This is a genomic window from Chryseotalea sp. WA131a, assembly GCA_025370075.1.
In the GTDB taxonomy this organism is placed as follows: Bacteria; Bacteroidota; Bacteroidia; order Cytophagales; family Cyclobacteriaceae; genus ELB16-189.
This window is the reverse complement of record CP073016.1, coordinates 4667982-4682373: the sequence shown is the minus strand read 5'-3', so window position 1 is coordinate 4682373 and position 14392 is coordinate 4667982. Positions and strand designations below refer to the sequence as shown.

The window sequence follows — 14392 nt, the reverse complement described above, 5'->3', positions numbered from 1 at the left end:
GTTTGTTCTAATTTAGGAATTTCAACATCACTCGGGCCTTTCAAAAACTCATTTCAATAATAACAATCAATTTACAAAAATCAAAAAACTTCTTTGCAAATGGACACGAAATAACTGTGGACAAGTCGCGCCTGCGGGATACTTGCACCAGGTGAGAAAGGGCTGGGCGTAAAGTTAACGATCATGATAAGGGTAAAGAATTGTTGTGAAGTAACCGCTTCGCGTTTAAGGTTGCAAAATTACTTTCCGTGTATCGGGCCGTAAGTCAATAAAAAAGGATATATTTCCAGAGGTATTGTTTGGCGTGCATTGAGGTGTTGAAACACTAAAGAGTCAAAAAGATGAAAGGCCCCTTAGAAAATCCTGTTGTAGATTTTAAAAAGATAATTCGGAAATTGGCCAATGATGTAGCCGATCGGGATCTAAAACTAGAACTCGAAATCCACAAAAAACTGTTGAGCATCTTTCAAGTCGGAGATTATTACTACTATATCTTTAATTTAAGAACTACCCAATTTGACTTTATGAGCGAGGAGGTAGAAACGCTACTAGGGTATGCACCCAGCACCCTCACGCCCGCTTTTCTGTTAAGCAATATCCATCCAGAGGACGTGCCTTGGTTTTTAAATTTTGAAAACAAAGTGGTGCAATTTTTTTCTGGCCTTCGGGCTGACCAAATACCCAAATACAAAGTCCGCTATGACTATCGGATCAAGAAAGCAAATGGAGACTATATCCGCATTTTGCAGCAAGTAATTACCCTGCAATTCAATGAGCAGAGCGGTGGCATACTGCGCACCTTTGGTGTGCATACCGATATTTTGCATCTAAAAGCGCATGGCAATCCCGTGTTTTCATTGATTGGTTTGGAGGGCGAACCTTCTTACATTGATATAGCGGTTGACAATGTTTTTGAGGCCACATCCATTATGATTTCGGATCGAGAAAGAGAAATCCTTCAACTACTTATTGCTGGCATGACTAGCAAATCGATTGCCGAATACTTTTCGTTAAGCGCAGACACCATAAAACAGCACCGTAAAAACATGCTTCGAAAGACAGGCGCTAAAAGTACTGCCGACCTAGTTGCGCAGGCAGTAAAAAAAGGGTGGTTGTGAAATGAAACGCACATTTCTTGCTTTTCAAAATGACCAGGTGGTTAAGTTAGATACACTATGGTTTTTGGCTTGCTAGAATATCGAAAGCCAACAGTAATTCTGAGTAACATTTTAAAAGCTTGAATCATCTCCTGAACAAAAAAATACCCAAAAGTGGGTATTGACATTCCATTTTAATAACCCGAGGTTTGATTTACAAAATTGTGAGTCGGGTATGGATTTGTCGACAAGGCTAAAATTTTCCATTAACTTTTTTAAAAGGTATGACTCCAGTTCACTGGTGGCTATTCCCGCGCCATCGGTGGCATGCCACGAAAACTCGGTGGGTAGCCACTGGTCATGGCGGGGCTGCCAAGCAGCAGCGGTGGTAACAGCAAAAACATCAAATCAGTATAAAAACACACTTATTCAATTGCGAATTACAAATTTCAATTTTTTCCTCGCATCGCCTCCCACCGTCTCGGGGGGAAGATGAGATTGACAGCACCGCTTGAAAAACACAAAAGTATCGCCCCCGAGGCGGGAGACGATACACGGCAACAAGGATCAACTATGAATCACGAAATGCAAACAAAACTCAATTACACTCAAGAAAAACCTCCAAGAACGATCAGGCAAAGCGAGCGCGAGCTTGGAGGTTTAGCATTGCTTTTAATTTTTTCGTTGTTAACAGGCTCTTCGGCTCTTGCCCAATTGTTTAACATTACCAAAGCCGAACGCCAAGGCGACAATCTGATAGTTTATTACGATCTGTTGGATTCTATTACCAACCGCACTTATACTATTAACGTCTACAACTCATTGGATAACTTTATCAACCCGCTCACCAAAATCTCGGGCGATTTGGGTCTTGAGGTAAAACCGGGTGGTAACCGAAAAATAGTGTGGCGCGCTAAAGAAGAACTTGGGGCTGAATTTACAGGCGATTTAAGTTTGGAAGTGCGAGGTAAAATCTACATTCCCTTTGTGAAGTTGGATGGCTTTGACGACTACAAGAAATTTAAACGGCAGCGCGATTATAAAATTACGTGGACGGGTGGCCGCGGCAACAGCGTGCTCAATTTTGATCTTTACAGAGGCGAAAAGAAGATTACCACCTTCCCCAACATTGCCAATGTAGGCCAATACACCCTAAAGTTTGATGCCAATGTGCGGCCGGGCAGTAACTACAAACTAAAAGTGAGCGATGCCAAAAACAAAGACGATGTTCTCTGGACTGATAAATTTAGAATAAAACGCAAAACACCCTTATTGATAAAAATAATACCGCTAGTGGGCATTGGAGCAGTGGCCACAACACTAGGTGGCACAACTACCAACAACGATATTATTGACCCTCCAACACCAAAAGAAAATTAGTTAGATGATAAACGGATTGACAATGTTGAGTTTGCCTTCTATCGCTTGGCCATGCTGCAAGTCTTCTGAGTATAACGTGGCGCAATTGGACTGTAAAGCAGCGGCTATGATTAGCGAATCATAAAAAGAAAAATGATAACTAAAATGTATCTCAATGGCTTTCATTTGTAATTCAACCGAAATAGTTACCACATCACAGTTTCTAATCAAGAAGTTGATGTGGTTAGCTATTTTCTCGTCTGAGAATTTAAATTTTTTGATCCCTACATTGATATTTTCACTAATTACCTGCGTGCTTATTACTATTTCGGGAAGTGCCAACAATTTTTCGGCAGTAAATTTTTTGGGCGAATCTTCACCAAGCAAATACAAACAAACATTACTATCGAGAAACGTGGGCTTATCTTTCATTGGCCTCATCGCGGTTAAACTTATACCCACTCATATCAACCTGGTATGCGGCATAAAACTGATTTATTTCTTTGGCAGATGGCTTTTTTCTGGCCTCCAATTTTCCACTTGTTTGGATGTCAAAGGCAAGCACTTCAATGGGCTTCCCTACAAGGTCTTGAGGCAACTCAATGGTGAGGCTTGTTTCTGTTGGGGTGATAATGGCGCGATACATAATTGTCAATTTTATATTTCAAAGATAACAAACCCCGTTCCAATATGAAAACAGGAATACAAGTTGGGAAAGTTTGGAAGTCAGAAAGTCAGGAAAGACCGGAAGATCCTGTCTTCCCGACTTTCCGACTTTCGGACTCCTCAACGACACAGACTGCTTCGTGCCTCGCGGTTACGAACAACTAACAACGAGCAACAAATATCAAAAATTGGAAAGTGAAACAAATTCAAAATAGCCTTAAAAAATCAGACGCGGAGTATATGGGTATGCCCCTGAACGGATGGAGCGTGCGCAAATGCGGGTCACCCGAAATGATACAATCGGCATTGGCAGCCAGGGCAAGTTCTAAGAATAGGTTATCGTCTGGGTCGGTGCTGGCGTTTATGTGCTCAGAGGCAGAAAATGTGACTGCATATCGCTCGACTTCCTTTATTATTTCAATTCTTTCTTCGGGTGTAAAATACGCATCAAATTTTGGTCGCCAAAGTACCTCTAGAAATTCGGTAATAGCAGCCTCTGAAATAGCTAACGCTCCTCGCTCGATAGCTTTTCGGAACGCCTTGTCACTTGTGGAGTTTTTGACCAAAAATGCGCTGATGAGGGCATTGGTATCAAAAACAAAAAAATTACGCTTCATCATTCAAAATCTCGTCCAGCTTTTCTTGCGTAAGCCCTCGAGCGGCCATTCGCTTCTGCAGGTCATCAATAAATGCAAGGAACTCTCCTTTCGATTCTTTAAAATACTTTTGCCCGATACTCACACTCAATTCGTTGCCCACCTGTTCTTTTTCGTTCGCTGGCATATCGCGCCAAGCGCGGGCCACATTGGGCGATACTTCGATTACTATCCGTTCCATAATCTTTGTTCTTATAGTTCAATAGCAAAGATAGGAAACTTGCCAATACAAGAATACAAGTCTGGAAAGTCTGAAAGACCGAAAGCTCCCGGCTTCCCAACTTTACTGTCTTCCCGACTTTAAAACCAACAACGACCAACTAACAACAAAACATTATGAAACCCACCCGCATCTCACATCTCACAGCTCACCTCTTTTGTCTTACTACTTGTGTCTTGCTACTTAATACTACGTACGCCCAAACCATACGCAGGGTAAACAATAACCTTGGGGTTACAGGCGTAAATGTTTACGCCACCGCACAAGCTGCACACGATGCCGCAGCAGCCAATGATATTATGATTATAGAGCCGAGTGTAACTTCGTATGGAGACCTTTATGTAGATAAACCCTTAAAAATTTACGGTAACGGATATTATCTAGATACCAATACAGAGTTGAAAGTAGACAGAAGAAGTTCTACAATGGGATATATTATATTTTCTACTGGTAGTGATGGAAGCATATTGTCTGGCGTAGAATTAATCGGTAGAATCAATAATTTTGGTGACGATAGGGGAGTTTCAATTTATGGTGTTAGTAATATAAAAATAGAGCGGTGTAGAATTCAATATACCTTATCTATTTCAAATAGAAATTGGGAAAACGACTTTTCAACAAATGTATCGAACATCACAATAAACGGTAATTACCTATCCCAACCCGGAACTATAGAAGCAAAAAAATGGCTTGTTTCTGGATTTACAATTTCGTCCGTATTTGTTAATAATAATATCCTGACAGGTATTGATGCTGGCAGCAGTCCAGAAATCCAAAATTGGATTGTAAGAAATAACGTGTTTACTAGCTCCCAAGCTGTTCTTTCAAATTCAATATTTGAAAATAATATTTTTACTCAATCTGCAGGTGTGACGTTTAGCAATACAACATTTAGCTACAATTTTGCTCCAGGGAACACATTTACAGGTGGGGTAGGAAATCAAAATAATTATAATGTATTGGCTCAACTTATCGGAGCTGGAACAGGCATAAGTGATGATGAAGCCTACCAAATAAAAGCGGGCTCGCCTTTAAAGACTGCTGGTAGTGGTGGAACAGAAGTAGGTGCCTATGGTGGACCAACGCCCTATGTTGTTTCGGGTATTCCTGCTATACCTTCAATTGTAAACATGAACAACACGGCAACGGGAAGTAATACGGTGCCACTGAGTGTTACTATAAGTGTGAAGAGCAATAATTAACTGGTTAGCTACTTGAATTCTAATAAGAACAAGTTGATCTCCTTTATTTTGGCGAAGCCCGTGTCGGCAGTTAGCAAGGGTACTTTGTATTGCCATGCAGTGGCTGCAATAAGGGCATCGGGTGTTTTAATTGCATATCGTTGGCGCAGGGCTATTGCCTTCTCATTTATCTCTTCTACGTGCGTCAACTTTTTTGCCACTTTAAGGAGTTGCTTTAGGGTTTTCAACTCTTCGGCTTGTAGGCGAGGCTTGCCCAATAATTCAATTTCGGTAATAAATGAAAAGAACCATTCGCTATCGAGCAAGGGCAATATAAAAGACTTTTTTTGCAGCAAGTACACAAAGGCATTCGTATCGGCCAGGTATTGCCTACCATTCATTGCGTTGTTTCTTTTGGTAAGTCAGTCCGTCTTCAAATGTGGTAGGCAAAGCACCAAAAAAGTCAGCGATGGTCTTATTGATTTTTGCCTTTTTGGTGTTCACTTTTTGATGAGCCTTTTGAATAGCCTCAGATTTTGTTTTGCTATTCACCTTCAGGATAATGGACATAGGGCTAAAGTTTATTTGGTATTCATCTTTGGTAGGGAGCGTCACTTTTCAATACAATGGTCATAAAGTACTGATATGAAATTATTTTCAAAGATAAACAAAAATTTGGTTGCCGATTATCGCTGGCTTGCGAAGCATATCATGCTATTGCTACTCATGTTAAATTTTTTCACTGTTACCGCCCAAAACATAACGGTAGTAGAATACTTTTTTGATACTGATCCTGGCTATGGAAGCGGTACTTCAGTTGCCATTACGCCCGCCACGGCTATCACCAACTTTACTTTTCCCATAAATATTGCCGCGCAAAGTGATGGCTTTCACACGCTTTTTGTACGAGCAAAAGATGCCAACAACAATTGGAGTGCAGCCTATTCACGGCCTTTTTACAAATTAAGTTCACTGCCGTTGCCACCTGTGCCCAACATCAATAAGTTGGAATACTTTATTGATGCTGATCCCGGTTATGGTGCGGGTACTAATGTTGCCATAACGCCCGGGGTTTCGATTCCTGATCTGAGTGTGCCCGTTCCGGTAACAGCTATTGCAGAAGGCAATCACACCATCACCTTCCGCGCTCGTGATGCCAACAACAATTGGAGTGTGGTGGCCATTAAAAGTTTTTCAAAGTGTAATCATCCTACCACCACCATCAATGCCGCTGCCAGCGTAACTTCCTCTGGCTTTACGGCCAGTTGGGCCGATGTGCCTGGTTCCATCGGCTATAGATTGGATGTAAGTGCGGATAATTTTAACACGTTTGTGAGTGGCTACAATAGCAAAGTGGTTACAGCACCCGCACTGAGTTCAGTAGTCACAGGTCTGGCACAAGCAACCACGTATCAATACCGCGTGCGGGCCGTTGCCAGTTGCACTTCTGTGGAATCAAATACAGAAAACCTCACCACGTTGGCAACGCCACCATCGGCACAGCCAACTAACTTCTTGTTTAGTTCTGTTACATCCACCTCGCTCACGGCTTTTTTCACAGCCCCTTCTACTGCACCCACGGGGTATTTGGTAGTTCGAAAGGTTGGTTCGGCATCTACATTTACCCCAACCAACAATACCAGTTACACACTCGGTCAAGATATAGGCGATGGTGTGGTGGCCTACAGTGGCACAACGTTTTTATTCAATGAAACAGGCCTTACGCCAGACACACAGTATTTTTATAGGGTGTTTGCCTACAATCAGGTGAGCACTTCTATTTCTTATTTGACCACCTCGCCACTACAAAGCAATGTGCGAACAGTAGCACTAGAACCAACCGCGCAGCCCACCAATTTGCAATTTGCTTCTGTTACGGATGTTGGTTTTACGGTGAGCTATACAGCAGCAACGGGTAGCCCAACTGGCTATCTGGTGCTTCGCAAGGTAGGTTCTGCACCTACATCTACACCAGTAGACGGCACTGCGTACACCACCACAGTTGGTACCGATGCGGTTGTTTACAATGGCGCAGCCACTACTTTTCCGCAAACAGGCCTTACACAAAACACCACCTACTTTTATGCCGTGTATGCCTACAATGGCAGTGGTACTTCACTAAATTATCGGGTGACTACTCCCCTGCAAGGAAGTCAGCTAACACAAATCTCACCGCCCGCATCGGCACCTACAGGGTTGCTATTTAGTAACGTAACGGCAAGTTCAATTTCGGTAGCATTCACCGCAGCAACTGGGTCTCCTTCGGGTTATTTGGTAGTGAGAAAGCCCAGTCTCAGCTCTACTTTTGCTCCGCAGCCAAATACCCTCTACACCACAGGACAAGTTCTTTTGGATGGCACGGTTGCATATGTTGGCTCTTCATTAAATTTCATTGATAACTCATTACTGGCAAACACTACTTACTTCTACGATGTGTTTGCCTACAACCAACTTGGTTCGCAGATCAGTTATCAGTCGGTCGCCCCGCTCGAGGGAAGCCGATCTACGCTGGCAGCAGAGCCAGCTACCCAACCAACTTCTATAACTTTCTCTTCGCTCGCTGCCACTGGGTTTACCGTTTCATATACGGCCGCCACGGATTCACCTTCAGGTTACCTAGCCGTTCGGTCTACGTCAGTCACTCCGGTATTTGTGCCAGTTGATGGAACAACCTATTCTGTAGGCACACAGGGAAGTGAATTCATTTCGTTTATCGGTGCGGGCAATTTATTTGCAGAAACAGGGTTAAGCACCAATACGCGCTACTACTATGCCATCTATGCTTTTAATGGAAGCGGAGCCACCATTAACTACCGAAGCACATCTCCTTTAACGGGCGATCAATTGACACTGCTCGTAGCACCTACTGTGCAACCAACTAATATCACATTCAATGCAGTAACCTCTTCGGCTATGTCCGTTGGGTTCACTGCCGCAGTAGGCGTTTCTGGTTATGTGGTGGTTAGAAGTAGCGGGGCAAGTCCCACGTTTGTTCCACAAAATAATGTGAGCTACACCATCGGCACACAAACTGGTGGAGAGATAGTTTCTGTTGGGACGAGCACTTCAGGAATTAGTAACAGTGGCCTTGCCGCGAGTACTGAATATTTCTATCGCGTTTACGCTTACAATCAGAATGGTGCACAGATCAGTTATAATGTTATTTCTCCGCTCGAAGGAAGCCGATCTACGCTAGCAGCAGAGCCAGCTGCCCAACCAACTTCTATTACTTTCTCTTCGCTCGCTGCTACTGGATTCACCGTTTCATATACCGCTGCCACGGGTTCACCTTCGGGTTACCTAGCCGTTCGGTCTACGTCAGTCACTCCGGTATTTGTTCCAGTTGATGGAACAACTTATTCTGTAGGCATACAGGGAAGTGAATTCATTTCGTTTATCGGTGCGGGCAATTTATTTGCAGAAACAGGGCTAAGCACCAATACGCGCTATTACTATGCCATCTATGCTTTTAATGGAAGTGGAGCAACTATTAACTACCGAAGCACATCGCCTTTAACGGGAGATCAATTGACACTGCTGGTAGCACCTACTGTCCAACCAACTAATATCACATTCAATGCCGTAACCTCTTCGGCTATGACAGTTGGGTTCACTGCCGCAGCAGGCGTTTCTGGTTATGTGGTGGTTAGAAGTAGCGGGGCAAGTCCCACGTTTATTCCACAAAACAATGTGAGCTATTCCATCGGCACACAAACTGGTGGAGAGATAGTTTCTGTTGGCACGAGTACTTCCGGAATTAGTAACAGTGGCCTTGCCGCGAGCACTGAATATTTCTATCGAGTCTTCTCTTATAATCAGAACGGTGCGCAGATAAGTTATAATATTATTTCTCCGTTGGCGGGAAGTAAATTCACTTTTACAGCCGAGCCGACCACGCAAGCGAGTGCGTTAGTATTTTCAAATCCCACCATGAATTCATTAGCGATCAACTTTACGGCAGCGAGTCCAGCCCCAGCAGGTTACTTGATAATTAGAAAAGCAGGCATTGCAGCTACGGGTTTACCTAGTGATGGCCAATCGTATGCTTTGTTAGATGTGATTGGCGATGGAGTGGTGGCCTATATTGGTACAGCAACCTCTTTTGTCGATAACGGATTGCTGGCTGGCACAACTTATTTCTATCAAGTATTCTCTTTCAATGGAGCGGGCATATTAACTAATTACCTTACAACCGTAAACGCCTCCAACTCGGGATCGAAAATCACAGTACCAGGAAAACCGGAGACACCTACTGCTAGTTTGGTCGGACAAAATCAGTTGACAGTAAACTGGATTGCTACCACAGGTGCTGATAACTATCGCCTTGATATATCGAAAGATAACTTTGTTACCCGAGTTAGTGGCTTTGATAACCTTGCGGTGAATGCACTTACTCAACCGGTATCGGGGTTAGGAACCAGGCACCGCGTATAAGTTTAAGGTACGTGCGGTAAATACCTCTGGCACTTCAGTAAACTCGGATGAGGTGCAACAGTTTACTATCCCTGCCACTCCTGTGCTGACCGCGGCAACAAGCGTTGAACAGTTTGCTTTTACCGCCAATTGGAACTTGGTAACAGGTGCCACCAACTACTTTATTGACGTTTCGCTAGTGAACGATTTCTCCACTTTTCTAACAGGCTATCAAAATAAGCAGATGACTAATGTAAGTTCAGAAGTGATCACCGGGTTGGATGCAGGCAAAACTTATTTCTATCGACTACGCTCAAAAAATGATGGAGGCACATCACCCAATTCAACTAGCCAAAACCAACTGTTGCTCCCCGCAACACCCGTTGGCAGTGATGCAACCAATCAACAATCCAATTCATTCAAAGCAAACTGGCAAGCAGCGCAAGGCGCCACCAGTTATCTGCTGGATGTTTCGTTGGCATCTACAAATTTTTCTCCCTCATTACCAAACTACACGAATAAGCCTATCCCGTTAGGCACATCAGACATTGTTAGCAACCTTTCACCCAGCACGGAATATCGATATAGAGTAAGGGCTGTAAATGCCTCTGGTGCTTCACCAAGCTCAGTGCCTATTCCCGTGTCCACAATTGCCCCACCTTCTGGCATTCCACTGCAACTTTCTAACGTGACGTATCCGAACACATTCACAAGCTCATCAGCGAACATTAGCGTTGATGCATCAGGTGGTACCCCCGGATATACAGTGGTCTTTTATTTCCGAAAAATAACCAGTAGTAGTTATACCCCCACAACAATCACGTCTGTTGGAACAAATTACAAAGCAACTATAGAGGCTGCAATGTTCGATGAGATAGGATTGGAGTTCTATTTTAAAATTACAGATGCGATTGGAGATACCCGGGAAACAACGAAGAATTTTGTGTACCTGGCGTTACCAACAGCAGGCCAAAATATACCTTTTACCAAATCAGGCGGCACAAAGGAATCGTATGAACTTTTTTCAATACCCTATCAATTAGCCGATAATTCAATCGCCAATATTTTTGAAGAACTTGGTGCGCCCAATAAAGCCAAGTATAGGTTGCTGCGCTATCAAGGAGGAAAGAATGTAGATTATGGCGATGGGCTCACCAAAATAGAACTGGGCAAAGGCTATTGGTTTAATAGCAAAGAAAATGTTTCCATTAATTTCTCTGGCGGCACGGTGTCACAAAATAACCAGTCCACAGATTTTATTTTACGGTTGGAGAGCGGCTGGAACCAAATCGGGAACCCTTTTACTTTCAATGTAGATTGGGACGATATAGTGAATCTGTCTGCCAGTAAAGATCAGATTGGCAAGCTAAAAGTTTTCAATCCCACCCAATTCACCTTAACGGATGAATCGAATAGTTTAAAAAGCTGGTCGGGGGGCTTTGTGTTCAATTCAAGCACCCAAGCAATTGAATTGAAGATTCCGGTTACGTTGAAAAATAGTGCAGGTGGTAGAAAAGGGAGAGATGAAATACTCACCTCTAGTTTGGATTCACAGAATTGGTTTGTTCCCATCGCTGTTTCGCAAGAAGGAATTACAAACTATTCAACAGGTGTGGGCATGCACAGCGAGGCTTCGCTTTCTAAGGATAAATACGATGAAGTAATTGAGCCACGGTTTATAAACTATCTGGAATTTTATACCACCCATACCGACTACTTTGCGCCATGGTTTTCAAAGGATGTAGTGCCAGCGGCCGCTGCTTACAATTGGGATTTTAAGTTTGAATCAAACCTACAGGGTGCTACCAAGCTGAGTTGGGGCAACAAAAATTGGGGAGACAGTGATGCGCAACTTCTTCTTTTCGACCAAAGTAACCGCGTGTTAGTAGATATGAAGACGGTAGATCAATATTCGTTTATACCTACTACCAATCAATCTTTCAAAGTATTTTTTGGAAAAGATGAAAGAAGCATTTCTCCCGATATAATTGCGGGCACCTCAGCATGGCCCAACCCGTTTGTTGAAGAAACCAACGTCTCGTTTGTAGTGAAAGATGCTGAGAGCGCGGTCTTAATTTCGGTACTCGATTTAACTGGGAGGGTGATAAAGACGATTGTTAATGGAAACTATGCGTCTGGTGTTTATTCCACAAACTGGAAAGGAGATGATGCCTCCGATCAACCCGTTTCCAATGGTGTTTATTTGTTGCGTTTTCAAGTCAATGGGTTTTCTATGGTTTCAAGAGTTATAAAAAAATAGAGCTTATGAGAGTATTAATCATTTTCAGCTTTGTTGCAATTGCATTAGGTGGCCAGTCGCAATCCTTCACAGGAAAAACGAATGAAATAAACTTTGATTTCAAAGGATCATCAATAAACGCGGTGCTTCCAGTTATCCGTTGGCAAACGCCATCGCTTGAATTTACCAATAGTCAAAAAGGTGACTTTGCTATTGAAGTTTCCATTAAGAGCGAAACTGCCTTGAAGGAAATTGTCTTACAGATTACTGATCCAGAAAAAAACACACATGAAAAGAGTGTGGCGGTTGAGAAAAACACATTTTCTAAAAACTACAAACAAGAGTTGCATTTGCAAGACGGGCCGTATACAGTAAAATTGACAGCCACGAACATACAAGGGGGTAAGGTAAGCAGCGCGCGAACAATAGTAGTGGGCAAAGATGCCATTGCAGATGCCATTTCCATTGACAGAAAAGACTATGCTATTTTGTTTGCCACCGATAAGTATGACAATTGGAGCGATCTTGTTAACCCCGTTTATGATGCCAATACGATTGCCAACGAGCTGAAAGAAAAATATGGTTTCGAAGTGGAGATAATCGAAAACGCGAGTCAAGAAGAGGTATTCAACAAGCTGGCCGATTATTCAGTAAAAAAATATAAGCCGCAAGATCAACTCATGGTATTTTTTGCAGGCCATGGTTATTTTGATGATACTTTTGGCGAGGGCTTTGTCGTAGCCAAGAACTCACTTGAAAATGACCGAAGCAAAACGTCCTATATTTCGCACAGTCGACTTCGCACGGTTATCAATAACATTCCAAGCGAGCATGTATTCTTAGCAATGGATGTGTGCTTTGGTGGCACGTTCGACCCTTTGGTAGCTAAGGAGCGTGGCAATGACACGTATTCAGAAACCAACATCAACGAATACCTAGTTCGCAAGCTTTCACACAGAACTAGAAAGTACATAACCTCTGGCGGAAAGACATATGTTTCAGATGGAATTGCTGGCAAACATTCACCTTTTGCGTTGAAGTTTTTGCAAGCGTTAAAAGAAGGTGGAGGCTCTGACCGAATATTGACGCTGTCTGAGTTGAAATCGTATGTTGAAAAGCTGACACCAGAGCCACGCTTTGGTGGTTTTGGCGAAGATAATGTAGCGAGCGATTTTGTTTTTGTTTCAAAGGCTAACTAGGATAGGGGAGATTTTTGGTGACCAGATTGAAACTTCATTAAATTAAATCAATCTTGAATTCGATTAAAGAAGCACTCACCAATTCATTTTGACCCTATTCTAATTTCTCCCCAAAATATTGAACCTGATCAGACAAAACATAATTCGGGTAAATCTGAATATGCTTGTTCCTTACCATATCAAAAATCAGTTGCCTAAACTGTTGCAGGTTCTCTCTCGATAATGCCGAAACAAACACCACGTGCCCAAAACCTTTTTCGCGGTAGTAGCCTTTCAGTTCCTCTAAGTTGATTTCTTTATCTTTCAACAAATCGATTTTATTCAATACCAACACCGTGGGGATATTGCCCGCCCCAATCTCGGCCAACGTTTGCTTTACTACTTCAATGTGATTGTCGTGAAACGGATGTGCTACATCTACCACATGCAATAAAATATCTGCCTCGCGCACTTCATCCAAAGTAGATTTGAATGACTCAATCAAATGGTGCGGCAGCTTTCGGATGAACCCCACCGTATCCGATAACAAAAAAGGAATATCACCAATCACCACTTTGCGCACGGTGGCATCTACGGTGGCAAAGAGTTTGTTCTCTGCCTTTACATCGGCTTTGGAAAGCACATTCATCAACGTAGACTTACCCACGTTGGTGTAACCGACCAGCGACACACGTACCGAACTCTGCCGCGATTTGCGTTGGGTGATCCGTTGCTTGTCAATCTTTTTCAAATCTTCCTTCAAAACCGAAATCTGATTTTTGATCATCCTCCTGTCGGTTTCAATCTCTTTCTCGCCCGCGCCACCGCGCGAGCCTGTGCCACCGCGCTGCCGCTCCAAGTGCGTCCACATCCGCGTAAGCCTAGGCAACAAGTACTGGTTCATCGCCAATTCGACCTGTGTTTTGGCTTGGGCCGTTTGTGCTCGCATCAAAAAAATGTCTAAAATCAACAAGCTTCGATCGTATACGCGTATCTTGTTTTCCTCACGGTCGGCAGGATTCATCTCCTTTTCAAGGTTTCGCAACTGCGAGGGGCTAAGGTCATCATCAAAAATGAGGTGGTCCACATTTTCTCGAAAAGCCAATTCTTTTATCTCTTCCAGCTTGCCCTTTCCCACAAAGGTGCGCACATCGGGATGGGGCAGTTTTTGCACAAACTTGCCAATGGTGCTAATCTTGGCCGTTTCCGCCAAAAAGGCCAGCTCATCCAAGTGTTCGGTGGTTTGCTCGGGCAGCGTTTTGGGTTCCGCCAAGGCTACTAATATTGCTTTCTTATTCGTCATGTACCTACAAAAGTAGCTTATTGATTGCTTATTGATAAGTTAGTTGCTTAGGCGGGTTACTTTTTGCTACTTTTGTGAAA

The 14392-nt window shown here is 43.1% G+C and carries 13 protein-coding genes; 6 read left to right on the top strand and 7 right to left on the bottom strand.

Annotation, left to right across the window (positions count from 1 at the left end; translation table 11 throughout):
• The first annotated feature begins 341 nt into the window (after positions 1-341).
• On the top strand, positions 342-1118 hold the full coding sequence (locus KA713_21620) for a PAS domain-containing protein (protein ID UXE66994.1): 777 nt from the start codon (positions 342-344) through the stop codon (positions 1116-1118).
• Positions 1119-1682: 564 nt separating this feature from the next.
• A complete protein-coding gene (locus KA713_21615) occupies positions 1683-2477 on the top strand; it encodes a hypothetical protein (protein ID UXE66993.1) in 795 nt (264 codons plus the stop codon).
• Here KA713_21615 and KA713_21610 read toward each other — a convergent pair whose 3' ends face one another.
• From KA713_21610 to KA713_21595, 4 genes are all read right to left on the bottom strand, one after another.
• On the bottom strand, positions 2478-2888 hold the full coding sequence (locus KA713_21610; protein UXE66992.1) for a PIN domain-containing protein: 411 nt from the start codon (positions 2886-2888) through the stop codon (positions 2478-2480).
• Entirely contained in the window at positions 2878-3102 is a 225-nt protein-coding gene (locus KA713_21605; GenBank protein ID UXE66991.1) for a hypothetical protein, read from the bottom strand. The genes KA713_21610 and KA713_21605 overlap by 11 nt, the downstream gene beginning before the upstream one ends.
• Positions 3103-3328: 226 nt before the next feature.
• Positions 3329-3742: a putative toxin-antitoxin system toxin component, PIN family gene (locus KA713_21600; GenBank protein ID UXE66990.1), complete on the bottom strand. Its 414-nt coding sequence runs from the start codon at positions 3740-3742 to the stop codon at positions 3329-3331.
• A complete protein-coding gene (locus tag KA713_21595) occupies positions 3729-3959 on the bottom strand; it encodes a hypothetical protein (GenBank protein UXE66989.1) in 231 nt (76 codons plus the stop codon). Before KA713_21595 ends, KA713_21600 begins: the two co-directional genes overlap by 14 nt.
• Positions 3960-4114: 155 nt before the next feature.
• Here KA713_21595 and KA713_21590 point away from each other — a divergent pair, with 155 nt between their 5' ends.
• A complete protein-coding gene (locus KA713_21590) occupies positions 4115-5200 on the top strand; it encodes a hypothetical protein (GenBank protein UXE66988.1) in 1086 nt (361 codons plus the stop codon).
• 8 nt (positions 5201-5208) lie between these two features.
• On the opposite strand, the gene KA713_21585 is transcribed toward KA713_21590, so the two are convergent.
• Positions 5209-5580, bottom strand: coding sequence for a PIN domain-containing protein (locus KA713_21585; GenBank protein UXE66987.1), 372 nt, complete (start codon positions 5578-5580; stop codon positions 5209-5211).
• Positions 5570-5749 (bottom strand): hypothetical protein, encoded by a 180-nt coding sequence (locus KA713_21580; GenBank protein UXE66986.1) that lies wholly within the window; start codon positions 5747-5749, stop codon positions 5570-5572. The genes KA713_21585 and KA713_21580 overlap by 11 nt, the downstream gene beginning before the upstream one ends.
• Before the next feature lie 75 nt (positions 5750-5824).
• Here KA713_21580 and KA713_21575 point away from each other — a divergent pair, with 75 nt between their 5' ends.
• Genes KA713_21575 through KA713_21565 form a run of 3 tightly spaced genes read left to right on the top strand, consistent with a single transcriptional unit; the run spans position 5825 to position 13030 of the window.
• Positions 5825-9613: a hypothetical protein gene (locus KA713_21575; GenBank protein ID UXE66985.1), complete on the top strand. Its 3789-nt coding sequence runs from the start codon at positions 5825-5827 to the stop codon at positions 9611-9613.
• Positions 9614-9665: 52 nt separating this feature from the next.
• Entirely contained in the window at positions 9666-11852 is a 2187-nt protein-coding gene (locus KA713_21570; GenBank protein UXE66984.1) for a fibronectin type III domain-containing protein, read from the top strand.
• A gap of 5 nt (positions 11853-11857) precedes the next feature.
• Positions 11858-13030 (top strand): caspase family protein, encoded by a 1173-nt coding sequence (locus KA713_21565; GenBank protein ID UXE66983.1) that lies wholly within the window; start codon positions 11858-11860, stop codon positions 13028-13030.
• Between the two features lie 94 nt (positions 13031-13124).
• Here the strand turns inward: KA713_21565 and hflX are convergent, their stop codons facing one another.
• Complete coding sequence (gene hflX / locus KA713_21560) at positions 13125-14312, bottom strand: GTPase HflX (protein ID UXE66982.1); 1188 nt, start codon at positions 14310-14312, stop codon at positions 13125-13127.
• Between the last annotated feature and the right edge of the window lie 80 nt (positions 14313-14392).